Source organism: Streptomyces antnestii (genome assembly GCF_004005495.1).
Classification (GTDB): domain Bacteria; phylum Actinomycetota; class Actinomycetes; order Streptomycetales; family Streptomycetaceae; genus Streptomyces; species Streptomyces antnestii.
Window position 1 is genome coordinate 128,027 of sequence record NZ_RZYA01000018.1, and the last position, 25,997, is coordinate 154,023.

20 protein-coding genes are annotated in these 25,997 nt (G+C 71.3%); 9 read left to right on the forward strand and 11 right to left on the reverse strand.

The features are described 5' to 3' along the window. Positions 1–11 precede the first annotated feature (11 nt). The 3 genes from EOT10_RS30245 to EOT10_RS30255 all read left to right on the forward strand — a co-directional run bounded on the left by EOT10_RS30245 (position 12) and on the right by EOT10_RS30255 (position 3,312). Complete coding sequence (locus EOT10_RS30245) at positions 12–1,439, forward strand: amino acid permease (protein ID WP_127831547.1); 1,428 nt, start codon at positions 12–14, stop codon at positions 1,437–1,439. A gap of 115 nt (positions 1,440–1,554) precedes the next feature. Continuing rightward, positions 1,555–2,994 carry an amino acid permease gene (locus EOT10_RS30250; RefSeq protein WP_127831548.1) on the forward strand — a complete coding sequence of 480 codons (1,440 nt, stop codon included), beginning with the start codon at positions 1,555–1,557 and terminating at the stop codon, positions 2,992–2,994. Positions 2,995–3,096: 102 nt separating this feature from the next. After that, on the forward strand, positions 3,097–3,312 hold the full coding sequence (locus EOT10_RS30255) for a hypothetical protein (protein ID WP_127831549.1): 216 nt from the start codon (positions 3,097–3,099) through the stop codon (positions 3,310–3,312). 1 nt (position 3,313) lies between these two features. Here EOT10_RS30255 and EOT10_RS30260 read toward each other — a convergent pair whose 3' ends face one another. After that, a complete protein-coding gene (locus tag EOT10_RS30260) occupies positions 3,314–3,946 on the reverse strand; it encodes a mycothiol-dependent nitroreductase Rv2466c family protein (RefSeq protein ID WP_127831550.1) in 633 nt (210 codons plus the stop codon). Between the two features lie 153 nt (positions 3,947–4,099). On the opposite strand from EOT10_RS30260, the gene pepN (EOT10_RS30265) reads away from it, so the two are divergent. Together pepN (EOT10_RS30265) and EOT10_RS30270 are read left to right on the forward strand one after the other, a co-directional pair. Beyond that, positions 4,100–6,679 (forward strand): aminopeptidase N, encoded by a 2,580-nt coding sequence (gene pepN, locus EOT10_RS30265; RefSeq protein WP_127831551.1) that lies wholly within the window; start codon positions 4,100–4,102, stop codon positions 6,677–6,679. Between the two features lie 189 nt (positions 6,680–6,868). Continuing rightward, complete coding sequence (locus EOT10_RS30270; RefSeq protein WP_127831552.1) at positions 6,869–7,960, forward strand: hypothetical protein; 1,092 nt, start codon at positions 6,869–6,871, stop codon at positions 7,958–7,960. 28 nt (positions 7,961–7,988) lie between these two features. On the opposite strand, the gene EOT10_RS30275 is transcribed toward EOT10_RS30270, so the two are convergent. From EOT10_RS30275 to EOT10_RS30285, 3 genes are all read right to left on the reverse strand, one after another. After that, on the reverse strand, positions 7,989–9,152 hold the full coding sequence (locus EOT10_RS30275; RefSeq protein WP_189492246.1) for a serine hydrolase domain-containing protein: 1,164 nt from the start codon (positions 9,150–9,152) through the stop codon (positions 7,989–7,991). A gap of 107 nt (positions 9,153–9,259) precedes the next feature. After that, on the reverse strand, positions 9,260–11,038 hold the full coding sequence (locus EOT10_RS30280) for a TIGR03767 family metallophosphoesterase (protein WP_127831553.1): 1,779 nt from the start codon (positions 11,036–11,038) through the stop codon (positions 9,260–9,262). A 253-nt stretch (positions 11,039–11,291) separates the two neighbouring features. Further along, the gene (locus tag EOT10_RS30285) at positions 11,292–11,741 is read right to left on the reverse strand and encodes an NUDIX hydrolase (RefSeq protein WP_127831554.1); all 450 of its coding nucleotides are present in this window, start codon (positions 11,739–11,741) and stop codon (positions 11,292–11,294) included. 234 nt (positions 11,742–11,975) lie between these two features. Here EOT10_RS30285 and EOT10_RS30290 point away from each other — a divergent pair, with 234 nt between their 5' ends. Then, positions 11,976–15,302: a S8 family serine peptidase gene (locus tag EOT10_RS30290; RefSeq protein ID WP_127831555.1), complete on the forward strand. Its 3,327-nt coding sequence runs from the start codon at positions 11,976–11,978 to the stop codon at positions 15,300–15,302. Positions 15,303–15,379: 77 nt separating this feature from the next. Here the strand turns inward: EOT10_RS30290 and EOT10_RS41435 are convergent, their stop codons facing one another. Then, the gene (locus tag EOT10_RS41435; protein WP_189492248.1) at positions 15,380–16,099 is read right to left on the reverse strand and encodes a hypothetical protein; all 720 of its coding nucleotides are present in this window, start codon (positions 16,097–16,099) and stop codon (positions 15,380–15,382) included. 1 nt (position 16,100) lies between these two features. After that, positions 16,101–16,622 carry a sigma-70 family RNA polymerase sigma factor gene (locus tag EOT10_RS30295; RefSeq protein ID WP_223281296.1) on the reverse strand — a complete coding sequence of 174 codons (522 nt, stop codon included), beginning with the start codon at positions 16,620–16,622 and terminating at the stop codon, positions 16,101–16,103. Between the two features lie 183 nt (positions 16,623–16,805). On the opposite strand from EOT10_RS30295, the gene EOT10_RS30300 reads away from it, so the two are divergent. Then, positions 16,806–17,825 carry an aspartate-semialdehyde dehydrogenase gene (locus tag EOT10_RS30300; protein WP_127831556.1) on the forward strand — a complete coding sequence of 340 codons (1,020 nt, stop codon included), beginning with the start codon at positions 16,806–16,808 and terminating at the stop codon, positions 17,823–17,825. Here EOT10_RS30300 and EOT10_RS30305 read toward each other — a convergent pair. Beyond that, positions 17,812–18,321: a DUF1203 domain-containing protein gene (locus EOT10_RS30305; protein WP_127831557.1), complete on the reverse strand. Its 510-nt coding sequence runs from the start codon at positions 18,319–18,321 to the stop codon at positions 17,812–17,814. The genes EOT10_RS30300 and EOT10_RS30305 overlap by 14 nt on opposite strands. A 131-nt stretch (positions 18,322–18,452) precedes the next feature. Here EOT10_RS30305 and pepN (EOT10_RS30310) point away from each other — a divergent pair, with 131 nt between their 5' ends. Beyond that, positions 18,453–21,026, forward strand: coding sequence for an aminopeptidase N (gene pepN, locus EOT10_RS30310; RefSeq protein ID WP_127831558.1), 2,574 nt, complete (start codon positions 18,453–18,455; stop codon positions 21,024–21,026). Between the two features lie 104 nt (positions 21,027–21,130). On the opposite strand, the gene alc is transcribed toward pepN (EOT10_RS30310), so the two are convergent. From alc to EOT10_RS30330, 4 genes are all read right to left on the reverse strand, one after another. Next, positions 21,131–22,282: an allantoicase gene (gene alc, locus EOT10_RS30315; protein WP_127831559.1), complete on the reverse strand. Its 1,152-nt coding sequence runs from the start codon at positions 22,280–22,282 to the stop codon at positions 21,131–21,133. Positions 22,283–22,392: 110 nt separating this feature from the next. Further along, a complete protein-coding gene (locus tag EOT10_RS30320; RefSeq protein WP_127831560.1) occupies positions 22,393–23,298 on the reverse strand; it encodes a LysR family transcriptional regulator in 906 nt (301 codons plus the stop codon). Between the two features lie 4 nt (positions 23,299–23,302). Continuing rightward, the gene (locus tag EOT10_RS30325; RefSeq protein WP_127831561.1) at positions 23,303–24,367 is read right to left on the reverse strand and encodes a DMT family transporter; all 1,065 of its coding nucleotides are present in this window, start codon (positions 24,365–24,367) and stop codon (positions 23,303–23,305) included. Positions 24,368–24,405: 38 nt separating this feature from the next. Next, the gene (locus EOT10_RS30330) at positions 24,406–25,368 is read right to left on the reverse strand and encodes an EamA family transporter (RefSeq protein ID WP_127831562.1); all 963 of its coding nucleotides are present in this window, start codon (positions 25,366–25,368) and stop codon (positions 24,406–24,408) included. A 111-nt stretch (positions 25,369–25,479) separates the two neighbouring features. On the opposite strand from EOT10_RS30330, the gene EOT10_RS30335 reads away from it, so the two are divergent. Then, positions 25,480–25,980 carry a MarR family winged helix-turn-helix transcriptional regulator gene (locus EOT10_RS30335; protein ID WP_127831563.1) on the forward strand — a complete coding sequence of 167 codons (501 nt, stop codon included), beginning with the start codon at positions 25,480–25,482 and terminating at the stop codon, positions 25,978–25,980. Positions 25,981–25,997 lie beyond the last annotated feature (17 nt).

Sequence of the window (25,997 nt, forward strand, 5' to 3'; positions counted from 1 at the left end):
TCTGAACCTCCATGCACGACCAGCTCCCGCCTGAGCCGGAACGGCCCGGCTCCCCGGCACCACAGGCGCCCGGATCACTCGACTCCGCGCCGGAACCGCTCGGCGGCGGACTCAAGCAGCGGCATCTGACGATGCTCGGCCTCGGCGGGGTCATCGGGGCGGGCCTCTTCGTCGGTTCGGGGGTCGGGATCGCGGTCGCGGGGCCCGGCATCGTCGTCTCCTACCTGATCGCCGGGGCGCTCGCGATGTGCGTGATGCGGATGCTCGGCGAGATGTCGGCCGCGATGCCCGCGTCCGGTTCGTTCTCGGTGCACGCCGAGCGGGCGCTCGGCCGCTGGGCCGGGTTCAGCGTGGGCTGGCTCTACTGGTTCCTGCTGGTCGTCGTCCTCGCCGTGGAGGCGACGGGCGCGGCGCAGATCGCGAACGGCTGGGTGCCGGGCGTGCCGCAGTGGACGTGGGTCCTGGTGTTCATGCTGGTCTTCACCGGGGCGAACCTGGCGGCCGTGAAGAACTTCGGCGAGTTCGAGTTCTGGTTCGCGACACTGAAGGTCTTCGCGATCGTCGCGTTCCTGGTCCTCGGCGCCCTGGCGGTCTTCGGGCTGCTCCCGGGCACGCTGCCCGTCGGCCTCATCAACCTGACCGGGCAGGGCGGTTTCCTGCCGCACGGCTGGCAGGGCGTCATCTCCGGTGTCCTCGCGGTGGTGTTCGCGTTCGGCGGCCTTGAGGTCGTCACGATCGCGGCCGCCGAGTCCGACGACCCGGTGCGCGCGGTGTCCCGGGCGGTGCGCAGCGCGGTCTACCGCATCCTGTTCTTCTACGTCGGCTCGATGCTGGTCATCGTGGCGGTGCTGCCCTGGACGGCGCAGAAGGCGGGCGTCAGCCCGTACGTCACCGTGCTCGACGCGATCGGGGTGCCGTCGGCGGGCCAGATCATGAACATCGTGGTGTTCGTGGCGCTGCTCTCGGCGCTGAACGCGAACCTCTACGGGGCGTCCCGCATGGTCTTCTCACTGGCCGAGCGGCGCGAGGCGCCGCAGGCGCTCCTGAAGGTGAGCGGCGGGGGTGTGCCGCGCCGGGCGGTGCTGGCGTCGGTCGCGTTCGGGTTCGTGTCGGTGCTGCTCAATCTGGAGTGGCCCGACTCCGTCTTCCTCTACATGCTCAACTCGGTCGGTGCGGTGCTGCTGTTCGTGTGGGCGCTGATCGCCGTGTCGCAGCTGCGTCTGCGGCGGCGCATCGAGCGGGCGGCGCCGGAGCGGCTCGTGCTGCGGATGTGGGGGTTCCCGTGGCTGACGTGGGTGGCGCTCGCGGCGATGGCTGCGGTGTTCGGGCTGATGCTGACGGACGACTCGGCCCGTCCGCAGTTGCTGTGGTCGGCCGGTGCGACGGCCCTCGTCCTGGCCGTCGCGGGCGTGCGGGAGCTGCGCGCACGGCGTGTGTGAACGTTCACGATGTGTGAACGTGGTGTCCGTATAGCGGTCGGCGGTTCCCTGCGACCGGTGCCGCTGCCCAGACTGTGGGCCTTTCCCCGTCTCACTTACTGAACAGGGCACATCCATGTCTCGGACGTCCGCGCAGTCGCAGTCGCCTGCCGACTCCCCCACGGCCGCGCCAGAGGTCCCGGTCGACTCGTCGCTCACCCCCGGACTCAAGCAGCGCCATCTCTCGATGATCGCGCTCGGCGGTGTGATCGGCGCCGGGCTCTTCGTGGGCTCGGGCACGGCCATCGCGGCGGCGGGCCCGTCGATCATCCTCGCGTACGCGATCTCGGGCGCGCTCGTCATGCTCGTGATGCGCATGCTGGGCGAGATGTCGGCCGCGTACCCCTCGTCGGGCTCCTTCTCGGTGCACTCCGAGCGGGCGATCGGCTCCTGGGCCGGTTTCACGGCGGGCTGGTCGTTCTGGTTCCTGCTCTGCGTCGCCGTCGGCCTCGAGGGCCTCGGCGCGGCCGGCATCGTGCACGGCTGGGTGCCGGGTGTCCCGGAGTGGGCGTGGGTCGCCCTGTTCATGCTGGTGTTCTGCGGCACGAACCTGGCCGCGGTGAAGAACTTCGGTGAGTTCGAGTTCTGGTTCGCCGCGCTGAAGGTCGGCGCGATCGCGCTCTTCCTGGTCATCGGCGTCCTGGCGATCCTGGGCGTCCTGCCCGGCACCGGCGCCCCCGGCATGTCCAACCTCACCGGCCACGGCGGCTTCATGCCGAACGGCAGCGAGGGCCTCATCGTCGGCCTGCTCGCCTCGGTCTTCGCATACGGCGGTCTGGAGACCGTCACCATCGCGGCGGCCGAGTCCGAGCACCCGGTGCAGGGCGTCGTGAAGGCGGTCCGCACCGCGATGTGGCGCATCGGCATCTTCTACGTCGGCTCGATGGCCGTCGTCGTGGCGCTGCTCCCCTGGACCGCCAAGGAGATCCCCGCCAAGGGCCCGTATGTCGCGACGCTCGACCACCTGGGCATCCCGGCCGCCGGCCAGATCATGAACGTGGTCGTGCTCGTCGCGCTGCTCTCGGCGATGAACGCCAACATCTACGGCGCCTCCCGCATGTCCGGTTCGCTGGTCTCCCGCGGCCTCGGCCCGAAGGCGCTCGGCGCGATCTCCGGCGGGGTGCCGCGCGTCGCCGTCCTGACCTCGTCGGTCTTCGGCTTTGTGTGCGTGCTGCTGAGCTACTGGCGGCCCGACGACGTCTTCATGTGGCTGCTCAACACCATCGGCGCGATCATCCTCGTCGTCTGGTTCTTCATCGCCGTCTCGCAGCTGATCCTGCGCCGCCGCCTGGAGCGCGAGGCCCCGGAGAAGCTGGTCGTGCGGATGTGGGCGTACCCGTACCTGACGATCGTGGCGCTGGTCGCCATGGCCGGCGTGTTCGTCCTGATGGCCCGCGAGGCCGGCACCCGCGACCAGCTCCTGTGGACGGGCGGCCTGACCCTGATCCTCGCGATCACGGGTTACGCCCGCCAGAAGCTCGGCGCCCCGAAGGAAGTTGCCACTCCGCAGGACTGACGTCCGGCGTCCGCCGCGATCAACGCCGAAGACCCCCGTGAGCACTTGGCTCACGGGGGTCTGTCGGTATGCGGGGTTCCGGGGGATCGTGCCCTTATGCCCATGTCCAAGCACTGCCCGAACTGCAAGGGCCCCCTCCAGGACTTCCGCCCCGCCAATGACAGGGAGAAGGCACATCTGGTCAACAAGGAGCAGCTGAAGTGGGCCGACGCTCACAGCTACTGGCGCTGTCAGGGCAACGAGGGGAAGTGCCGATGGATCCAGCCGCACCTGAACCAGAGCAAGGGCACCACCCTCCCCGAGAGCATCGACGACTAAGTCACTCGAAGCTCGGCGCAGCCGTCCGCGTCCGCTTGATCTCGTAGAAGCCCGGGACCGAGGCGACGAGCAGCGTGCCGTCCCACAGCTTGCCGGCCTCCTCGCCCTTGGGGGCCGGGGTGACGACCGGGCCGAAGAACGCGATCTGCTCGCCGTCCGCGCCCGGGACCGCGATGACCGGCGTGCCGACGTCCTGGCCGACCTTGTCAATGCCCTCCTGGTGGGAGGCGCGCAGCTCGGCGTCGTACGGCGTCTCGTCCCAGTGGTCGAGCAGGGTGACCGGCAGGCCCACCTCTTCGAGGGCACTCTTGACGGCTTCCTTCGTGGGGCCCTCGCCGCCGTTGTGGAAGCGCGTGCCGAGCGCCGTGTAGAGGTCGCCGAGCACCTCGGCGCCGTGCTCCTGCTGGGCGGCGATGACGACGCGGACCGGGCCCCAGGCCTTCGTCTCGAGCAGGTCCCGGTACTCCTCGGGCAGCTCGTCGAGCCGGTTCTCGTTGAGCACGGCGAGGCTCATGACGTGCCAGCGCACCTCGATGTCACGGATCTTCTCCACTTCGAGAATCCACCGCGAGGTCATCCAGGCCCAGGGGCACAGGGGGTCGAACCAGAAGTCGACGGGGGTCTTCTCGGACATGGTTCTCCTCGTGTCGTCCGTGGCATTGCCTCTACGGGCAACGCCCCGCCCGCCTCCGGCCATTCCCGGGTGTGTGTGGTCAGGGCCACATGGCAGGATCGGTGCCGTTCGCACCACAAGTGCAGCCAGCCGAATGATGAGGGAGTGCCGCCCGTGCCCGGAGAGAATCTTTCCCGCGACGAGGCCCGCGAGCGGGCGGGTCTGCTGTCCGTCGACGGGTACGAGGTACAGCTCGACCTGCGGTCCGCGGTCGGCGATGCCGAGGGTGACGGTCCCCGTACGTTCCGCTCGGTGACGACGATCCGGTTCCGGGCCGAGCCCGGCGCCGCGACCTTCGTGGACCTGATCGCGCCCTCCGTGAACGCGGTGACCCTCAACGGCGAGGACCTGGACGCGGCGGCCGTATTCGACGGGACGCGGATCGCGCTGGACGGTCTGGCCGCGGAGAACGAGCTGGTCGTGGACGCCCAGTGCGCCTACAGCCGCACCGGCGAGGGCATGCACCGCTTCGTCGACCCCGAGGACGGCGAGGTCTACCTCTACACGCAGTACGAGCCCGCCGACGCGCGGCGCGTGTACGCGAACTTCGAGCAGCCCGACCTCAAGGCGCCCTACCGGTTCGCGGTGCAGGCTCCCGAGGGGTGGACGGTCTGGTCGAACGGGGTGGGTGAACTGGCTGACGGCGTATGGAAGTTCGCCGAGACCAAGCCGATCTCGACGTACATCACGGCGGTCGTCGCGGGCCCGTACCACTACGTCACGGACTCCTACAGCCGTACCTTCGAGGACGGTTCGACGCTGGAGATCCCGCTCGGCGCGCTGTGCCGCAAGGGGCTCGCGAAGCACTTCGACTCCGACGACGTGTTCCTGGTGACGAAGCAGGGCCTGGACTTCTTCCACGACCACTTCGACTACCCGTACCCCTTCGGGAAGTACGACCAGGCGTTCGTGCCGGAGTACAACCTCGGCGCGATGGAGAACCCGGGGATGGTCACCTTCAAGGAGGAGTTCATCTTCCGCGGCAAGGTGACGCGGGCGTCGTACGAGCGGCGGGCGAACGTCGTCCTGCACGAGATGGCGCACATGTGGTTCGGCGACCTCGTCACCATGCAGTGGTGGGACGACCTGTGGCTCAAGGAGTCCTTCGCCGACTTCATGGGCACGTTCTCGATGGTCGAGGCGACCCGCTTCACCAACGGCTGGATCACCTTCGCCAACAACCGCAAGGCGTGGGCGTACCGCGCCGACCAGCTGCCCTCCACCCACCCCGTCACGGCCGACATCCGTGACCTGGAGGACGCCAAGCTCAACTTCGACGGGATCACGTACGCGAAGGGCGCGAGCGTCCTCAAGCAGCTCGTCGCCTACGTGGGGCGCGACGCGTTCCTCGAAGGGGCGCGCCGCTACTTCAAGCGGAACGCGTACGGCAACACGCAGCTCGGCGATCTGCTGTCCGTCCTGGAGGAGACCAGCGGGCGCGACCTGGCCACCTGGTCGCGGGCGTGGCTGCAGACCGCGGGCGTCAACTCCCTCACCCCGCAGGTGATTCTGGACGCCGAAGGCCGGATCGCGGAGCTGGCCGTGGTGCAGGAGGCGGCCGAGAGCCACCCCGAGCTGCGGCCGCACCGCGTCGCCGTGGGCCTGTACCGGCGCGAGGGCGTCGACGGATCGCTCACGCGGTACGCGCGCGCCGAGGTCGACGTGGACGGGCCGCGGACCGTGGTGGGAGAGCTGGCCGGCGCCGAGGCGCCCGACCTCGTCCTCGTCAACGACGACGACCTCACCTACTGCAAGATCCGCTTCGACGAGAACTCGCTGGCGACGCTGCGCGAGCACCTGGGCGAGATCACGGACCCGCTTGCCCGCGCCCTGTGCTGGTCGGCGCTGTGGAGCCTGACGCGGGACGGCCTCATGCCGACCCGCGACTTCGCGGACCTGGTCCTGCGGTTCGCCGGGCGCGAGAGCGACATCGGCGTCCTGCAGATGCTGCACGCGTGGGCCGGCTCCGCGGTCACCCACTACGCGGCGCCCGAGTGGCGCGCCGAGGGCAGCCGCCTGCTCGCCGAGGGTGCCCTGCGCGAGCTGCGGTCCGCCGAGCCGGGCAGCCAGCACCAGCTGACGTGGGCCAGGTTCTTCGCCTCCGTCGCCTCCTGCGAGGCCGATCTCCAGCTGCTGCGGGGTCTCCTCGACGGCACCGAGAAGATCGACGGGCTCGACGTGGATCAGGAGCTGCGCTGGTCATTCCTGGAGCCGCTGGCCGCGCACGCCGCCGCCGACGAGTCGGTGATCGGCGCGGAGCTCGCCCGTGACGACACCGCGTCCGGCAAGCGGCACCAGGTGCGCTGCCTCGCCGCACGCCCGTCCGCGGCGGTGAAGGCGCAGGCCTGGGCGCAGGTCGTCGAGTCCGACGCGCTGTCGAACGCGCTGGTCGAGGCGACGATCGCGGGCTTCCAGCAGCCGTCGCAGCGCGAGCTGACCGCGCCGTACGCCGAGAAGTACTTCGCGGCGATCGAGCGGGTGTGGGACGAGCGGTCCATCCAGATCGGCATGGACGTGGTGAAGGGTCTCTTCCCGTCGCTGCAGGACTCGCAGGGCACCCTCGACGCGACCGACGCGTGGCTGGAGTCGCACGAGGGCGCGGCCCCGGCGCTGCGCCGCCTCGTCCTGGAGGCGCGTGACGACCTGGCCCGCGCGCTGCGCGCACAGGCGTGCGACGCGAAGGCCGCGAACTAGCGGCGGAGGACACAACGGGGCGGCCACGGCCGGGAGTTACCGAATCCGGGTACTTCCGGCCGTAACCCGCCGCCCCGCCTGCCCTTCTCGGCAGTCGAACGCCCGTACTTTAGGGCAGGCTTGTCCCTCTTTGTCGACAGGCGTGTAACAGCGGTTAGCGGCCGGTCCCGTGCCGGGAATGGCCCGGTCATGAACCACAACACCCCGCTGTCCCCCCGCCCTCTCCAGCACCTCGCCGAGAGCCCGCAGCGTGTGCTGAGCGGTGCCCAGCTCAAGTCCCACGGGGTCGGCTCCGCGGCCCTGAACGAGCAGTGCAGGCCCGGCGGCCCCTGGCAGCAGCTCCTGCCCGGCGTGTATCTGCTCCACCCCGGCCCGCCCACCGCCGACGAGCGGCTGCACGCGGTCCTCCTCTACGCGGGCCGCCCCCAGGCCCGCGCCGCCGACGCGATCCCCGCGCAGCCCGACCATGGAGAGGCGCACTCCCCGCAGACCACGCCGCAGGCCCCGTACGCCAACGCGATGATCACCGGTCTCGCCGCGCTCGCCCTGCACCGCTTCGCGTCCGCTCCCCCGCTGGAATCCCTCGACCGGATCGACGTCCTGGTGCCGCGCACCCGGCGGCTGCGCTCGACCGGTTTCGCCCGGCTCGTGCGCGGCCATGGCCTGCCCACCCCGCAGCGGATCGCGGGGGTGCCGGTGGCCCCGGTGGCGCGGGCCCTCGCGGACGCCGTCGCCCAGCTCGCGGAGGCCGGCGCGGTACGGCGTCTGCTCACCGAGGCCGTGCGCGGCGGCCACTGCGAACCCGCTGCGGTGGTACGGGAGTTGAACCAGGCCAAGCTCCTCACCCGGCCGCACGTCATGGACGCCGTGGACTCGCTGCTCGCCGAGGGCCGGGCCATCGCCGAGGACCGCCTTTACGCGATGGTGCGCGAGCACGGCCTGCCGGACCCGCTGTGGAACGTGGACCTGCGCATGCCCGGCGGCCCGCACCTCGGCGGCGTCGACGCGTTCTGGCCCGACCAGGCCGTCGCCGTGGAACTGGACACGCGGGCACCCCGGCACGGCCTGCGCCCCGAGCCCCAGCAGGAGAGCGACGGCCTGGAGTGGTCCGAGTACGCCCGCAAGCGCGAGCACCTGGAGCGCCTCGGCATCACCGTCGTCCACCTCACCCCGCGCAAGCTGCGCGAGTCACCGGACCTTCAGGCGACGGTCGTGCGGACCGCCCTGATGGCGTCCGTGGACCGGGAGCCGGCGGCGTACGTGATGGTGCTCCCCCGTTGAGTACCGCCGGGTCCCCTTGCGTTCCGGGTTACTTCGGGCAGTACTCGGCCTCCATGACGGCCTGGCTGTCGCCCGACCAGTCGCCGTTGAAGTTGAACGCGAGGGAGTGGCGGCCGTCGGAGGTGGTCACCGCGTCCGAGCTGGAGCCGTGGATACCGCCGCTGTGGCCCCAGACCACCGTGCCGCAGCTCAGTTTCTGGCTCATCAGGGCGAGGCCGTAGCCCACCTCGGCTCCGTCCTCGCCCAGGGGCACGGGCACGGTCGTCTTCATCTCGGCGAGCTGCGCGGCGGGCAGCAGCCGGCCGCCGAGGAGCGCCGAGTAGAAGCGGTTCAGGTCGGCCGAGTCGGAGATCATCTCGCCGGCAGAGGAAGCGAGACTCGGGTTGAGTTCGGTGACGTCGTACGTCTTCTTGTCGGGGTCGTCGGGGAACTTGGAGTAGGCGCGGGACGCCGGGCGGGGCACGGTGGTGGACGTGCCGGGGAGGGTGGTGGCGCGCAGGTGGAGGGGCTCGATGACGCGGCGGCGGATCTCGTCGGCGTAGGAGTGTCCGGTGACCTTCTGGATGACCATGCCGGCCAATACGTAGTTGGTGTTGGAGTAGTTCCAGGACGTGCCGGGCGCGAAGTCGGGCTTGTGGGACATCGCGATCCGCACGAGCTCGTCCGGGGTCCAGGTGTCGTAGCGGTGCTTGAGGAAGCCGTCCCGTGCGAACACGGTCTGCTGGAAGCCTTTGTCCGCCGTGACGTTGTAGATGCCGCTGGTGTGGTTGAGGACCTGGCGGAGCGTGATCTTCCTGCCGTCGTGGCCGTGTCCGGTGACGACGCCGGGCAGCCAGTGGTCGACCGTGTCGTCCAGGTCGATCCTGCCCTCGGCCTCCAGCTGGAGGAGGACGGTCGCGACGAAGGTCTTGGTGATGCTGCCGACGCGGTACCGGTCGCGCTCCCCCCGCGGGGCGCCCGTCCGCAGGTCGCCGACGCCCGAAGTGCCCTTCCAGGTCCCGTACTTGTCCGTCGCCCGCCCGGTCACCCCGGGCACGCCCGCCGCGACGGCGGCGTCCAGGGCCTGCTGGGTCGCCCGGTGTCCTGTCCTGTGGGGCGCGTCGGCGAGGGCGGGGGACGCGAACGCCCCCGCCGTCACCGACACCACCGCAACCACCGCAACCACACCCACCAGGCCGGTACGCACTGACATCCCGTGTCTCCCTCTCCGCCGGTGCCGACAGCTGTGCGCTGCGGTCGACGTGGGTGACTCCGGTGCCGTGGGGCGGGGTTGAGGGGCGTCAGCGGGTTGGGCGCGAATCAGCCCTTTCGGAGGACGAGTTCCGTGTTGCGGTCGCCGGGGGTGCCGGAGAGGGTGGCGCGGGATCCCGGGGCGTTGAAGGAGAGTTCGCGGTAGAGGGCGGCGAGGCCGGTCTGCGTGAGGTCGGTGAAGTCGGTGCGGTGCGGGGCGGCGGACTCGATGAGCGTGGTGAACAGGGAGACCGTGCCGTCGTGGTTGTCGGTGATCTCGATGATGCGGGCGAGCTGCGGGAAGTCGACGTGGGATGCGGTGGAGATCTCCCAGAAGCCGCCGCCGGACGCGCCGGCGTGCGGGGTGATGTCGTTCTTGTGGCTGTGGCCGTTGATCCAGGCCAGGACGTTGCGATGGCGGCCGAGGAGCGCGGCGAGCTCGTCGCCTCCGTGCCGGGTCTCGCCGGGGTGGTGCGGGTCCTTGTTCAGATTGCGCATGGTCTTGCTGGTGTGGTGGCTGAAGACGAGGACGTGGTCGTCCTTGTGCGCGGCGAGGGTCCGCTCCAGCCAGGTGAGCTGGGCCGTGCCGAGGGACCCCTCGTAGTGGCCGCCGGGGTCGGTCGTGTCGAGGCTGATGCCGAGCACGTCGTCCGAGACGCGGAAGGCGTAGTACTGGGTGCCGGCGTCGACGTTGGCCTGGGTGTAGCCGTGGCCGTGGGGGCCGGGCCCGGTGTGCGCGGGGTCGAGGTGGGCCTTGAGGTACTCGGCCGGGGTGAAGGGGGCGCGGCGCTCGTCGGGGGTGACCGAACGCATGTGGCGGGCCTGTGACTTGAGGAGTTCCTCGAAGGCCTTGCCGCGGGGGTCGCCGCCCTTCTTGACGTTGTCCCAGATCGCCTTGGCGTCGGCCTCCGGAAGCTCCATCAGCTTCTTGCCGCCCACGGCGAACTCGGCGAAGAAGGAGTCGCCGGGCGCGTAGCAGCCGCCGGGCAGCGCGTCGTGGTTGCCGACGGTCGAGTACCAGGGGAGGTTGAGTCCGGGGCTGCGCAGCTCACCGATCGCGGCGTCCAGGAAGCCGGGGAGGCGGGGGAAGCCGAGCTGTTTGTCGGCGTCGCGCAGGGCGGCGTCCGGCTGCCAGTACAGCTTGAGGCCGCTGTTCTGGACGCCTTCGTAGTGGCGCGGGTCGCCGGTGTTCGGGGTGATGCGCCCGCCGCTCATTGCCTTCAGGAACCAGTCCAGTTCCGACCTGGCGTTGTTGTCGGTGTTGTCGCCGGTCGTCATGACGAAGTGCAGGGGCGAGGCGGTGACGGGCGCGCCGCGCAGGGCGTTGACCCGCTCCACGAGCGAGACCGCTCCGGCGACCGACAGGGACTCCTGCGGCCGCCACGCGCTCGCGGTCTGGGCGCGCAGGTACTCGTAGCGCAGGGGGTGTTGTACGTCGACCAGGTGCAGGTCGGTGAACTGGACGAACGCGGCGAGCGCGGTGCGGCGGGCCTCGCGTCCCGACCGGGCGCCGGCGAGGTCGCCGCGGACCACGCGCTGCCAGCCGGGGCCGTCGCCGAGGCGGCGGTAGCCCGTACCGGCCGGGGCGGCGGCGACGGATCCGAGGGTGGTGCCGCGCGTGTAGGGCGCGAGCGGGGCGGCGGGCGCCCGGCGCGAGACGGGGGCCGGAGCGGGGCCCGCGGCGGCCGTGCCCGTGCCGGGGCCGATGGCGTAGCCGATGCCGGCCGTCAGCGAGACGGCTCCGGACGCGGCGAGGAAGGTGCGGCGGTCGAGCGCCGAGGCGAGGGCGGCGGCCTTGGCGGCGGTGGCTGAAGCAGCGGTGTCGGCGACAGAGCGTATGCGCGGCATGGCGCGGTCTCCCCGAGTGCGAACGCGTCGGCAGTGGTCGCGGGGCGTTCGCCGTGGCAGAACTACCCGCTCGTACTGGATGGTTGGCATCGGGAATGACCTGTGCGTTAACGAGGCCGCAACGCGCGGCGCCGATCACGCCACGTGGATCACCGGCCACCCTGCGCGGTCACGCGCGCCTCGCGCGCCGGAGGGAAGCCGGTCACCCTGCGTTCATCTTTCAGGGAAGGGGGTGCCCTCCAAAGGCCGCCTTTCAGGGAAGGGGGCGCCCCGCCGGGGGCCGGTCGCGCCACAGCTGGAGACCTACGTCGACGAGTTCGACGCGGGCGAGGCGGCGCACGTCGTCGAGGGTGTGCCAGGCGGCGAGGTCGGTGGAGCCGTTCTCCTCGGGGCGCAGGGTGCCGCCGGTGACGCGGCCCTCGTAGACCAGGCGCAGCCCGTGGAAGTCGGCGACGGAGCCGTGGTCGCGCGGGTAGCGGCGCTGAACGGAGTGCACGCCGAGCAGGGTGACGGGCTCGACCGCGTAGCCGGTCTCCTCGTCGAGCTCGCGGATCACGGTGTCGTACGGGTCCTCGCCGTGGTCCATGCCCCCTCCCGGCAGCGTCCATCGCCTGCTGCCGTCGCCGGCCACCCAGCGGGCGAGCAGCACCTGTCCGTCCCGGACGCAGACGGCGTACGCCGCCACCCTCAGCTCTTTGTGCACAGACCGACGCTAGAACCAATACGGGGGATGCGCACGATGTCGGACGCCTCGATGTGCGGCGGGGGCAAATCCGGCTATCCACCCCCTTGTCCGTGATGGCGTATGGCGGAAGTACGCCATGGTCTGATCACGCCATCGGCAACTCTCCCCAAACAGACGTCACTTACGTAAAGCTGAGCGGTCATCCGGCACCGAATTCCGGACCCTTTCCGACCTTTACGTACAGGGATGCTGATGACCAACGATCCCCAGCGCGCACCGATATCCGGAGCGAGACGGGCGGCCCGGCTCGCGGCCGCCGCCGGTCTCGTCGCAGCGCTCACCGCAACCGGGCCGATACCCCTGGCCTTCTCCGCGGACACGGACACCACTCCGTCCTCCGACACGTCGGTCAAGTCCGCCGGTGACAAGCTCGGTTCGTCCGACGCCCAGCTCCTCTCCGAGGCGCAGGCGTCCGGCGAGAAGAACGTGACCATGATGGTCGCCACCGCGCCCGGCGCCACCGAGCAGGTCGCCCGCCAGCTCGACGCCGTCAAGGGCGGCTCGGTCGGCCGGACCTACGACAAGCTCGGCTATGTCCGCGCCACCGTGCCGACCTCACGGGCGGACGCGGCCATCAAGGCGGCCGAGAAGCTCTCCTCCGTGCACGGCATCGACCTGCGCCACGAGATCGAGCTCGACGACCCGACCCCGGCCGGCGACACGGCGAAGGGCGCGCAGGAGGCCGCCGGGGGCACGTACACCGGCCCCGGCAAGGACACCCCGGCGAAGAACCCGTACAACCCGTCCTTCGAGACGGGCGCCGTCGACTTCGTGAAGGACCACCCGAAGGCCGACGGCCGCGGCGTCACCATCGGCATCCTCGACTCCGGTGTCGACCTGGGGCACCCGGCGCTCCAGAAGACCACCACCGGCGAGCGCAAGATCGTCGACTGGGTCACCTCGACCGACCCGATCGTCGACGGCGACAAGACCTGGCGCCCGATGATCACCTCCGTGGCCGGCCCGGCGTTCACCTACAACGGGCGCGCCTTCAAGGCCGCCGCCGGCTCGTACCAGGTCTCCACGTTCAAGGAGTCCGACACCACCGGCGGCGACGCCAAGGGCGACCTGAACCGCGACGGCGACACCACCGACTCCTGGGCCGTCCTCTACGACGCCAAGGCCGGCACGGTCACCGTCGACCTGAACAACGACGCCGACTTCACCGACGACACCCCGATGAAGCCGTACAAGGACGGCTACCAGATCGGGTACTTCGGCAAGGACGACCCGGCGACCGACGTCGTCGAGCGCATCCCGTTCGTCGTGGAGATCCGCAAGGACGTCCCGATGGACCCGTACGGCGGCGACTGGGTCGGCAAGAAGGTCGACTTCGTCAACATCGGCGTCATCGAGTCCGAGCACGGCACGCACGTCGCGGGCATCACCTCCGCCAACGGCCTGTTCGGCGGGAAGATGAGCGGTGCCGCGCCCGGCGCGAAGATCGTCTCGTCGCGCGCCTGCACCTGGTCCGGCGGCTGCACCAACGTCGCGCTCACCGAGGGCATGATCGACCTCGTCACCCAGCGCGGTGTCGACATCGTCAACATGTCGATCGGCGGCCTGCCCGCCCTCAACGACGGCAACAACGCGCGCTCCGAGCTCTACAAGCGCCTCATCGACACCTACGGCGTCCAGCTGGTGATCTCCGCGGGCAACTCGGGCCCCGGCGCCAACACCATCGGCGACCCCGGCCTCGCCGACAAGGTCATCTCCGTCGGCGCCGCCATCTCCAAGGAGACCTGGGCGTCCAACTACGGCTCCGTCGTGGAGAAGCCGTACGCGATGATGCCGTTCTCGTCGCGCGGCCCGCGTGAGGACGGCGGCTTCACGCCGACGATCAGCGCGCCCGGCGCCGCGATCAACACGACGCAGACCTGGCTGCCGGGCTCCCCGGTCGCCGAGGCGGGCTACGCGCTGCCGGCCGGCTACTCGATGCTCCAGGGCACCTCGATGGCGTCCCCGCAGGCCGCGGGCGCCTCCGCGCTGCTCCTCTCGGCCGCCAAGCAGAAGCACATCGCTCTCACCCCGGCGAAGCTGCGCACCGCGCTCACCTCGACGGCGAAGCACATCAAGGGCGCGCAGGCGTACACCGAGGGCGCCGGCCTCATCGACATCGTCGACGCGTGGAATTCCATCGAGGACGGTGCGGACGGCGCGAGCGCCAACACCTACACGGTGAAGGCCCCGGTCGACACCGCGATCGACTACGCGCTCAAGGACCCGGGCTTCGGCACCGGCATCTACGACCGCGAGGGCGGCCTCAAGGCCGGCCAGAAGAAGACGTACGACGTCACGGTCACCCGCACGTCGGGCCCGGACCGCGCGGTCACGCACGAGCTGTCCCTGAAGAACAACTCGGGTGACACGTTCCGCATCCTCGGCGGCGACACGGTCTCGCTGCCGCTGAACAAGCCGGTCACCGTCAAGGTGCAGGCCGCGCCGCAGAGCGCGGGCCTTCGCAGCGCGATCCTCCAGGTGGACGACCCGCGCACCGAGGGCGTCGACCAGCAGATCATGGCGACCGTCGTCGTCTCGACGCCGCTCGCGAAGCCGTCGTACACCTTCTCGGACGCCGGCTCCGTGCAGCGCAACAGCACGAAGTCGTACTTCCTGACGGTCCCGGCGGGCGCGAAGTCCCTGGAGGTCGCGATGAGCGGCCTGGCCGACAAGAGCCAGACCCGCTTCATCTCGATCCACCCGTACGGCGTCCCGGTCGACGACACGTCGACGCCGAGCTGCTACCCGAACTACAACCCGGCCAACACCTGCCGCCCCGACCTGCGGTCGTACGCCGACCCGCAGGCCGGTGTCTGGGAGATCGAGGTCGAGGCCCGGCGTACGTCGCCGCAGCTCGACAACCCGTACCAGCTGGACGTCGCCGTGCTCGGCGCGGCCTTCGACCCGGCCGTGCAGACCGTCCCGGAGGCCAAGGCCGGCACCCCGGCCGCCGTCTCCTGGAAGGTGACGAACGGCTTCGCCGCGCTCGACGGCAAGCTCAAGGGCGGTCCGCTCGGCTCGTCGAAGACCGCTCGCCCGGCCATCAAGCAGGGCGAGAAGCAGACCAGCACGGTCGTCGTGCCCGCGGGCGCCGATCGCCTCGACGTCGCCATCGGCAACGTCTCCGACACGGCCGCCGACCTGGACCTGACGGTCTACGACCAGAACGGCAAGAAGGTCGCGCAGTCCGCCGACGGCGACTCCGAGGAGGCCGTCAGCATCAGCAAGCCGGCCGCCGGCACGTACACGGTCGAGGTCGCGGGCTACTCGGTCCCGTCCGGCTCGACGGACTACGACTACCGCGACGTGTTCTTCTCCCCGGCGCTCGGCCAGGTCAAGGTCGACGAGGCGAAGTCCGTGAAGCTCGGCAACGGTGACGCGACCCAGGTCACGGCCGAGGTCGTCGCCGCGGCGGCCGCGCCGGAGGGCCGGGAGTTCTTCGGCACGGTGCAGCTCGTGAACGGGCGCGGCACGGTCGCCGGGCTCGGCAGCGTGAAGATCGACAAGGTCACTCCGTAGCGGTTGTCGGGTGACGAGTGGGGCGGGCGTCCGGTCGGGCGCCCGCCCCTTGTCGTACTCCCGCCCCGCCCCCGGGCTCACAGGGCGGGGCCGGGGCCCCGCTCGCACGCCAGGCCGCGGGAGCCGGGCAGCGCCTTGACGATCATGTCCCGCAACGGCTTGATCTCCTTGCCGGTGGCCCAGTTGTCCGGGTGGTCGGCGCCCTTGGGGATGGTGATCAGCGCGTGGTCTCCCGGCTTCAGGCGGGGGTCGACGCCGTGGTCCATCCAGAACGTGACCTTCGCCGGTCCGCGGGCCGGTTTGTAGTGATGTGTCACCGTCAGCGTGATGCGGTCGCCGTCGATGCCGGGGACGGGAGCGACCCGGTCGACGGTGCCCTCCACGACGATCCGGGAGCACGCCACGAGGCCCTCCGGGCTCAGCTCCGCGCCCTTTCCGACCCGGCGGTCGTCACTCACGGACTTGTCGGCCCCGCCGGACGCCGCGTAGTCCCCGGGCTGGGCGACGAGCCACATCATGACGCCCGCGATCCCGCACGCGCCCACGGCGGCGAGCGAGCCGAGCGCAAGGCGCAGCCGGGGCCTGCGGGGCCGGACGCGGACGACGGGTGCCGGTGGCCGCACCCGCACCGGATCCGCCGCCAGCGCGTCCCCGATCCCCCGCAGCTGCTCCCCCAGGAGCGCGACATCCGCCGCCGCCTCCGCGAACGCGGCCGCCGCCCCCGGGTCGTCGCGGTCCTCCGGCGGAAGCGGCTCCCCGGTGAGCGCCAGCATCAGCAGCCGGTCCTCACGCTCCATGTCACACCACCTCCCCTTCGCGCAGCCGCGCCCGCAGCACGCGTACCGCCGTGTGCAGCCTGCTCTTGACCGTGCCCTCCGGAACGCCCAGCTCCGCCGCTATCGCCCGCACCGGGAGGTCCGCGTAGAAGCGCAGCACGACGACCTGGCGCTGCGGGTCCGGCAGCTCGTCCAGGCCCTGCGCCACCGCGAGGGACAGGACCCGGGACTCGGCGCCGTCCTCCGCCCGCTGTTCCTGGCGCAGCGAGGCGAGGCGTTCGCCGAGGCGTTCCTGGCGGCGCCTGGACCGGTGCCAGTCCATGGCCAGGTTCGAGGCGACGACGACGGCCCACGCCGATACGTCGCGCGGCGCCTCGTCGCCGCGCGCGGCCCGTTCCAGGAGCCTCAGCCGCACCTGCTGCACGCCGTCCTGAAGCTCGCCGTGCGGCACCCCTCCCAGCGACAGGACGGCCCGCACCCGGTCCTCCTGGGCGGCGTCCAGCGGATCGGCCGCCTCCGCGCGGCGCGTTCTTCTGCGCAGCAATGCCCCTCCCCTCCCCGCGTTTGTCCTAGGACGCCGGCAGGGGGCGAAACGTTCGCACCGTGAGACGGGGATTGTGGCGTCTTGCACGTCGGACAATGGATTGGACAAGGCGGCCGGGGACAGACGCATCATGGACTCACCCGCCAGGCCGGATGGCCGCACGCACGTACGGAGGAAACCCCTGTGAAGGTCGGAATCGTCGGAGCCACCGGTCAGGTCGGCACGGTCATGCGCAAGATCCTGGTCGAGCGGAACTTCCCGGTCGACGAGCTGCGCCTGTTCGCCTCGGCCCGCTCGGCCGGGAGCGTCGTCGACGGTGTGACGGTGGAGGACGCCTCCACGGCCGACTACACGGGTCTCGACATCGTCCTGTTCTCCGCGGGCGGCGCCACCTCGAAGGCCCTCGCCGAGAAGGTCGCCGCCCAGGGCGCGGTCGTGATCGACAACTCGTCCGCCTGGCGCAAGGACCCCGAGGTCCCGCTGGTCGTCTCCGAGGTCAACCCGCACGCGATCGCGAACCGCCCCAAGGGCATCATCGCCAACCCGAACTGCACGACGATGGCCGCGATGCCGGTCCTGCGTCCGCTGCACGACGAGGCCGGCCTCGAAGCGCTGGTCGTCGCCACGTACCAGGCGGTCTCCGGTTCCGGCCTCGCGGGCGTCGCCGAGCTGCACGGCCAGGCGCAGAAGGTCGTCGCCGAGGCGGACAGGCTGACCCACGACGGTGAGGCGGTCGAGTTCCCCGAGCCGCAGGTCTACAAGCGCCCCATCGCGTTCAACGTGCTCCCGCTCGCGGGCTCGATCGTCGACGACGGCCTGAACGAGACGGACGAGGAGCAGAAGCTCCGCAACGAGTCCCGCAAGATCCTGGAGATCCCGGGCCTCAAGGTCTCCGGCACCTGCGTGCGCGTGCCGGTCTTCTCCGGGCACTCGCTCCAGATCAACGCCCGCTTCGCCCGTCCGCTGTCCGTCGAGCGCGCCACCGAGCTGCTGTCCGGCGCCGACGGCGTCGAGCTGTCCGAGATCCCGACGCCGCTCCAGGCCGCGGGCAAGGACGCCTCGTACGTGGGCCGCATCCGCGGCGACGAGACCGTGGAGAACGGCCTGTCGCTGTTCGTCTCGAACGACAACCTCCGCAAGGGCGCCGCGCTGAACGCGGTGCAGATCGCGGAGCTGGTGGCGGCGGAGCTCAAGGGCGCCTGACCGCGAACTGGAAGCAGCCGTACTCGACGGCCCTGACATGCACCAGGGCCACCTCCGGGTCGGTGAACGCCTCGGCGAATGCCTGATCGAACCCCGCGTCGGCCGCCTCCGGAATCTCCAGGAGGCGGCCGCCGACGATGTGGCCGTCGGCGTTGTAGCGCCGCAGGGTGCGCAGCGCGCCGGGGCGGGCGAAGGGGTAGCCGTGGGCGTCCGCCGCCGGCCCCTCGCACGCGTCGGCGTGGATGAAGACCGGGCCCTGCTCGTCGTACGCGCCCGGGTGCGCTCCCGTGGCCTCGCTCCAGCGCCGCAGGGGCGCGTACGAGACGAGGGCGATGCGCTCGCCGGGCTCGATCGGGCGCAGGCAGCAGCGCAGGGGTGAGCCGACGGCGGCGTCGTCCGTCGCGGTGTACGCGACGCAGGGGCGCCCCGCGTCGTCGGTGTCCCGCAGTTCCTTGAGGGTGGCCGGTGCGATGGGCTGTGCCGTGTACGTGGTCATGGGGACAGCCTTGCCGCGCGCGTATGTGTTCACCGGCGGAAAACGGACATCGCGCTCTCCGCTTCCCCCATGGAAGGATGACCGGAAACGTCACAAACGTTGAACGCAGACCGGATCTAGGAGATGACCGCGTGCCTGGCACCAATCTGACCCGTGAAGAGGCGCAGCAGCGGGCGAAGCTGCTCAGTGTCGAGTCGTACGAGATCGATCTCGACCTCTCCGGCGCGCAGGAGGGCGGCACCTACCGGTCCGTGACCAGCGTGCGGTTCGAGAGCGCCGAGGCGGGCGCCGAGACGTTCATCGACCTGGTCGCCCCGGCGGTCCACGAGGTCGTCCTGAACGGGAAGTCGCTGGACGTCGCGGCCGTGTTCCGCGACTCGCGGATCGCGCTCGCGCACCTGGAGGCCGGGCCGAACGAGCTGAGGGTCGTCGCCGACTGCGCGTACACGAACACCGGTGAGGGCCTGCACCGCTTCGTCGACCCGGTCGACGAACAGGCCTATCTGTACACGCAGTTCGAGGTGCCGGACGCGCGCCGCGTGTTCGCGAACTTCGAGCAGCCGGACCTCAAGGCGACGTTCCGGTTCACGGTGAAGGCGCCGAGCGGCTGGACGGTGATCTCCAACTCCCCCACGCCGGAGCCCAAGGACGACATCTGGGCCTTCGAGCCGACGCCGCGCATCTCGACGTACATCACGGCCCTGATCGTCGGCCCGTACCACGCGGTGCACTCCTCGTACGAGAACCCCGGGACCGGGCAGTCGGTCCCGCTGGGCATCTACTGCCGTCCCTCGCTCGCCGAGTTCCTCGACTCGGACGCGATCTTCGAGGTCACGCGGCAGGGCTTCGACTGGTTCCAGGAGAAGTTCGACTACGCGTACCCGTTCGCCAAGTACGACCAGCTCTTCGTGCCGGAGTTCAACGCGGGCGCGATGGAGAACGCGGGCGCGGTCACGATCCGCGACCAGTACGTGTTCCGCTCGAAGGTGACGGACGCGGCGTACGAGGTGCGGGCGGAGACGATCCTGCACGAGCTGGCCCACATGTGGTTCGGCGACCTCGTGACGATGGAGTGGTGGAACGACCTCTGGCTGAACGAGTCGTTCGCCACGTACACGTCGATCGCCTGCCAGGCGTACCACCCCGAGTCGCGCTGGCCGCACTCGTGGACGACGTTCGCGAACTCCATGAAGACGTGGGCGTACCGGCAGGACCAGCTGCCGTCCACGCACCCGATCATGGCCGAGATCCGCGACCTCGACGACGTCCTCGTCAACTTCGACGGCATCACGTACGCGAAGGGCGCGAGCGTCCTCAAGCAGCTCGTCGCGTATGTCGGCATGGACGAGTTCTTCCAGGGCGTGCAGGCGTACTTCAAGCGCCACGCGTTCGGGAACACGCGCCTGAGTGACCTGCTCGGCGCCCTGGAGGAGACCAGCGGCCGTGACCTCACGGCCTGGTCGAAGGCGTGGCTGCAGACGGCCGGCATCAACGTCCTGCGTCCCGTGATCGACACGGACGAGCACGGCGTCATCACGTCCTTCGCCATCCGGCAGGAGGCCCCCGAGCTCCCCGCCGGCGCGAAGGGCGAGCCGACGCTGCGCCCGCACCGCATTGCGATCGGCCTCTACGACCTCGACGACGAGAGCGGCAAGCTGGTCCGCACCGACCGCGTCGAACTGGACGTCACGGCCACCGAGCTGACGCAGGTCGCGCAGCTGGCCGGCAAGCGCCGCCCCGACGTGATCCTCCTCAACGACGACGACCTGTCGTACGCGAAGGTCCGCCTCGACGAGAAGTCGCTCGCGTTCGTCACCGAGCACCTCGGCGACTTCGAGTCGTCCCTCCCCCGCGCCCTGTGCTGGGCGTCGGCGTGGGACATGACACGCGACGCCGAACTGCCCACCAGCGCCTACCTGGAGCTGGTCCTGTCGGGCATCGGCAAGGAGACGGACATCGGCGTCGTGCAGTCCCTGCACCGCCAGGTGAAGCTGGCGATCGACCTGTACGCGGCGCCCGCGCGCCGTGACGCGGCGCTGACCCGCTGGACCGAGGCGACGCTCGCGCATCTGCGCGCGGCGGAGGGCGGCAGCGACCACCAGCTCGCGTGGGCCCGCGCGTTCGCGGCGACGGCCCGCACGCCGGAGCAGCTGGACCTCCTTGAAGCCCTTCTTGAGGGCACGCAGACGATCGAGGGCCTGGCCGTCGACACGGAGCTGCGCTGGGCGTTCGTGGAGCGGCTCGCGGCGGTCGGCCGGTTCGACGAGACGGAGATCTCCGCCGAGTACGAGCGGGACAGGACGGCGGCGGGCGAGCGCCACGCGGCGACGGCCCGCGCGGCGCGCCCCACGGCGGAGGCGAAGGCGGAGGCGTGGGCCTCGGTCGTCGAGTCCGACAAGCTCCCGAACGCCATCCAGGAGGCGGTCATCGGCGGCTTCGTCCAGACCGACCAGCGCGAGCTGCTCGCCCCGTACACGGAGAAGTTCTTCGCCGCGGTCAAGGACGTGTGGGAGTCCCGCTCCCACGAGATGGCCCAGCAGGTCGCGGTCGGCCTCTACCCGGCGATCCAGGTCTCCCAGGAAACACTGGCCGCGACGGACACCTGGCTGACCACCGCCGAACCGAACGCGGCCCTGCGCCGCCTGATCTCGGAGTCCCGCTCGGGCGTGGAGCGTGCGCTGCGGGCACAGGAGGCGGACGCGTAGTCAGCCAGCCCACTCCGCTGTGGGCAGGCGTTCCGCAAGGGCGGAACGGGTGGGCACAGCCCCGGTGCCGGGTAACCGGTCCGAGGGGCGCCCACCCGTTCTCCCTACGCCAGCGACTCGAACCGCTCGCGCAGCTCCGCGCGTCCCGCCTCCGTCAGCGCGCCGTGCAGCCGCATGCGGGCCACTCCGCCGTCGGGGAACGCGTCCAGGCGGACGTGGGTGGCTATCGCCTCGGTGGGGAGCTTGAAGCGGTGGACGGTGTCGGGCTGGAGGCGGGTGCGGGGGATGATCTCGAACCATTCGCCGCTCTCGCCGTCGCGGCCGCTCAGGGCGATCCAGCCGGCCGAGTTGCCCTTCAGATAGGCCGTGTCGATCTCGACCGCGCGGATCGCGCCCTGCGCGGCGAGGCGGAAGCGGACCCAGTCGTTCGTGCCGCACACCCGGCGCCTGCGGTTCTCCCAGCCGTCGTCCATCTTGCGCGACGTGCCCGGCAGGATGATCTGCGTCGGCGACGAGTAGAACTTGTCCGACGCGTCCTCGTACGCACCGCCGTTGAGGACCGAGAGCAGGTCGAACGTGCCGAGCAGGTCGAGCCACTCGGGGTCCGGGACGACCTCGCCGTGCACGCGCAGGCGGGCCACGCCGCCGTCGGGGTGCTGGCACAGGCGCAGGTGGGTGTAGCGGCGCGGGGAGGTGATGGTGAAGGCGTTGGCCGCGTGGCCGCGTACCGGGGTCGGGGCGACCAGCTCCTCCCACTTCACATCGGCGGCGAGCACGTCCTCGGGGCTCGGGGAGCCTGCCACGGAGGCCGCCTGGATGCTCACGCGCTGCGGGTAGTTGCCGCGGAAGTGGGCGGTGTCGACGATGATGCCGCGGATCACGCCGGGCGCGCCGAGGCGGACGATCGCCCAGTCGTGCTCGTCGGGCTCGGGGAAGGGGTGCTCCGCGTCGGCCCCGCGGCGGCGCCGGGTCTCCCAGCCGTCCATGACCTTGCCCTTGTGCCCGAACCGCTCCGGGTCGAAGACCGCCCGCTCGCGCACGAGGAGGTTCTCCCGCTCCGCGAAGAACTCGTCGTTGGCCGCGATGACCCCGGCTCCGAGGCGCCGGTCGGCGAGGTCCACCAGGTCGGCGAAGCTCTCGGTGTCGCCGAAGTGGCGGTAGTCGGCGTAGGGGTCTCCGCCGCCGTAGGGGGCGGCGTCGTTGGCGTGCGGGTCTTCGGTGGCTTCGAGCGGCGAGGTCGCGTCGGCTGTCGTCATACGTCCACTGTCGGCCCGCACGAGTGCTTAGGTCCATCGAAACTTTTCGACCGACACGTTCAGAGAATCTGAATGGTCTGAGTGGTTGGGGAGGGGGGCGGTCCGCGCGGTCAGCGGTCCGCCGACGCCTCGCGCAGGGCGTCGAGGACCCGGGACACCGCCGGTGCCTCCTCGGCCCCCCGGCGGACAGCCGCCACCACGTGCCGGACCGGCCGGTCCTCGCCCAGTTCCCGCATCACCACACCGTCCCGGCCCGCCGCCGCCATGCGCGGCACGAGGGCGACGCCCATCCCGGCCTCGACCATCGCCAGGATCGCTGTCCAGCCCGCCGCGCTGTGCGCCTGCTCCGGCACGAACCCGGCCGCCTCGCAGGCCGCCGTCGTGATCTCCGACCAGGGCCCGGACCCCCCGAAGATCCAGTGCTCGCCGGCCAGCTCGGCGAGCCGCGGCCGCGCCCGCCCCGCCAGCGGATGCCCGGCCGGCAGGGCCACGTCGAGCGGGTCGGCGAGCAGCGGTACGCGGGTGAACTTGGGGTCGCGCGCGGTCGGCGCGTGCGCGGCGAGCGACAGGGCCAGGTCCACGTCACCGGCCGAGAGCAGTTCGAACGCCTCGGCGGCCTCGGCCTCGCGGACCCGGACGGTGATCCCCGGGTGGGCGGTACGCAGGGCGCGTACGGCGGGCACCACCAGGGCGGGCACGGCGGTGGAGAACGCGCCGACCCGCACCTCGCCGGACTCGCCCTGCAGATACGCGGCCAACTCGGCGTCGGCGCGCTCCAGTTGGGCGAACACCGCCTCGGCGTGCCGCAGGACGAGATGGGCGGCGTCGGTGAGGCGGACGCGCCGCCCGTGCGCCTCCAGGAGCGGCACGCCCAGTTGCCTGGCGAGATTGGTCAGCTGCTGCGACACGGCCGACGGGGTCATGAGCAGGGCCTGCGCGGTGGCCGTGACGGTCCCCCGGTCCCGCAGGGCCCGCAGGATCGCGAGCTTCTTGATGTCCCAGTCGGCGGTGCGCATGAGGTCAACGTATCCGGGCGGGGGGCTTGATGGCGGAGGCGAGGGCGGGGCTCTTGGTGGCGGAGCCGACGGCGGCGCTCCGGGTGGTGGAGCCGAGGGTCACGCCCGTCAGGATCAGCGCCATGCACACGATCTGCGTCCAGCCCATCGCCTCGCCCAGGACCGCGTACGAGAGCAGGGCCACACACACCGGCTGGAGGTAGTAGACGACGCCGGCGCGGGCCGCGCCTATCCGGTCGATCGCCTTGTTCCAGGCGAAGAAGGCGACGGCGGACGACACCACGCCCACGTAGAGAAGGGGTGAGACCGTGGCCGTCGTCGGCTCGAAGCCGCCCTGGACGGCCAGGCTGACGAGGAACACCGGCAGCAGCATCAGCGCCCCCAGGACGAACGTCGCCAGGAGGAACGCGGGCCCTTCGATCTCCGCGGGCCGGCGCCGCAGCAGCGCGCTGTACGAGCCGAAGCAGACCGCCGCCGCGACCACCCACAGGTCGCCCGCCGTGAAGTCCGGCGTCAGCGACCCCTTGCTGACCAGGAGCAGGACGCCGGCGCAGGCGATGACCGTGCCGGTCACCCGGCGGGCCCCGAGGCGCGCGCCGCCGAGGCGTTCGTACAGCGCCATCAGGACCGGCGAGGCGGCCATGATCATGCCCATGTTCCCGGCGGTCGTCGTCATCGCGGCCTGGTTGACGAGCGTGTTGTAGACGGTCACGCCGAGCAGCGCGGCGAGCAGCAGGAAGCGCAGGTGCGTACGCAGCAACTTCCTCTGCCGCCAGGCCGATCGCGCCGCGAAGGGGGCGACCGTCGCGATCGCGATGATCCAGCGCCAGAACGCGTGCTGGACGGGCGGCACGCTGTCGTGCAGGGCGCGGGAGGTGACGAAGCTGCCCGACCAGACCACCGTGGCGAGCGCCGCGAGCGCGAGGCCGGCGCCGAGCCCGTTGCCCACGCCGAGCCCGTTGCCCGCGCGGCGCCCTCCCGCCCCCGCGTCCCCCGCGCTCCCCGCATCCCCCGCGTCCCCCGTTGCGACCTTCTCGGCGCCGGTGGTCGTCCGGTCCAGGACTGCCATCCCGTATCCCCCTGAGCTGTGATCCCTGTGCGACCCGACTACCGTCGCACCCCTCCACCCATCAGGTCCATCGAAACTTTCTCGCCCTTCTCTTCAGCAGAACTGAAAGATTGGGCGGCCAGGGCAGGGGAAGCCGCGGCCCGGGCCGGACGCTGCCCCAGCAGCGTCGCGCCGAACGCCAGCGCCATGCCCACCAGCTGCACCGGCGTCAGCGCCTGCCCGAGCGCCGCCCAGCCGATCACCGCCGCCGTCAGCGGCGAGAGCGGCCCGAGGAACGTGACCTGCGTCGCCGAGAGCCGCCCGATCCCGCGGAACCACAGCCAGTACGCGACCGCCGTGTTGGCGAGCGCCAGGTACACGTAACCCGCCACCGCACGCCCGTCCAGGACCGGCGGCGCACCCTCGACCAGGAACGCGACGGGGGCGATCAGCAGGCCGCCGGCCGTCAGCTGCCAGCCCGTGAGGGCCAGCGGACCCACACCCTCCGGACGGCCCCACCGCTTGGTGAGGACCGTTCCCGTGGACATCGACGCCGTGGAGGCCAGCGCCGCGAGCGCGCCGACCGGGTCGAGCGCACCCGCCGCCTTGAGGACGACGAGGCTGACGCCGAGCGCGGCCGCGATGCCGGTCAACAGCGTGCGCCGGGTGGGGCGTTCACCGAGCAGGAGCGCCGCGAGACCCGCCACGAACAGCGGCCCGATCGAGCCGACCACCGCCGCCATGCCGCCCGGCAGGCGGTACGCGGAGAGGAACAGCAGCGGGAAGAACGCGCCGATGTTGAGCGCTCCGAGGACGAGCGACTTCCACCACCAGGCGCCGCGCGGCAGCGTGCGGGCGAGCCCGAGCAGGAGCAGGCCGGCGGGCAGCGCCCGCATCAGGCCGGTGAACAGGGGCCGGTCGGCCGGCAGGAACTCCGTGGTGACGGCATACGTGGAACCCCAGGACATCGGGGCCAGGGCGGTCAGCGCGATCACCGCACCGTTGCGCTTGGTCGTTCTCATCGGACGCTCCCCCATGGCGAAGTAGGTTGATGGAAAGTAGCTTAGCCGCAAGCTACTTTTCGTCAAGCCACTTTCTTGCGGCCGAGCGAAAACGGGTCGCATACTCGCCCCATGAGCAGCAGCAAGGACGCCGTCGACGCGATCGCCGACCAGTGGGCCGACGTCAGGCCCGACCTCGACACGACCGCGATGCAGGTCTTCGGCCGCATCTACCGGATCTCCCGCGCCATGGGCGACCGCATCGACAAGACGTACGCGCGCTTCGGCATCGCACGGGGCGAGTTCGACGTGCTGGCCACGCTGCGCCGCTCCGGCGATCCCTACACGCTCTCGCCGCGCCAGCTCTCGGCGACGCTGATGCTGACGACCGGCGGCATGACCGGGCGGCTCGACAAGCTGGAGCGGCGCGGCCTGCTGCGCCGCTCGCCCGACCCGCACGACCGTCGGGGCCTCCAGGTGACCCTCACCGACGAGGGCCGGGCCCTGGTCGACGAGGCGGTGGGCGCAGGGCTCGCCGTGCAGACGGAGGCGCTCGCCGCGCTCGACGAAAAGCAGGCCGGCCAACTCGCCGACCTGCTCCGCGAGTTGATGGCGGGAACCACGGCTTCCTGAGTTCCGCGGCCCCAGCC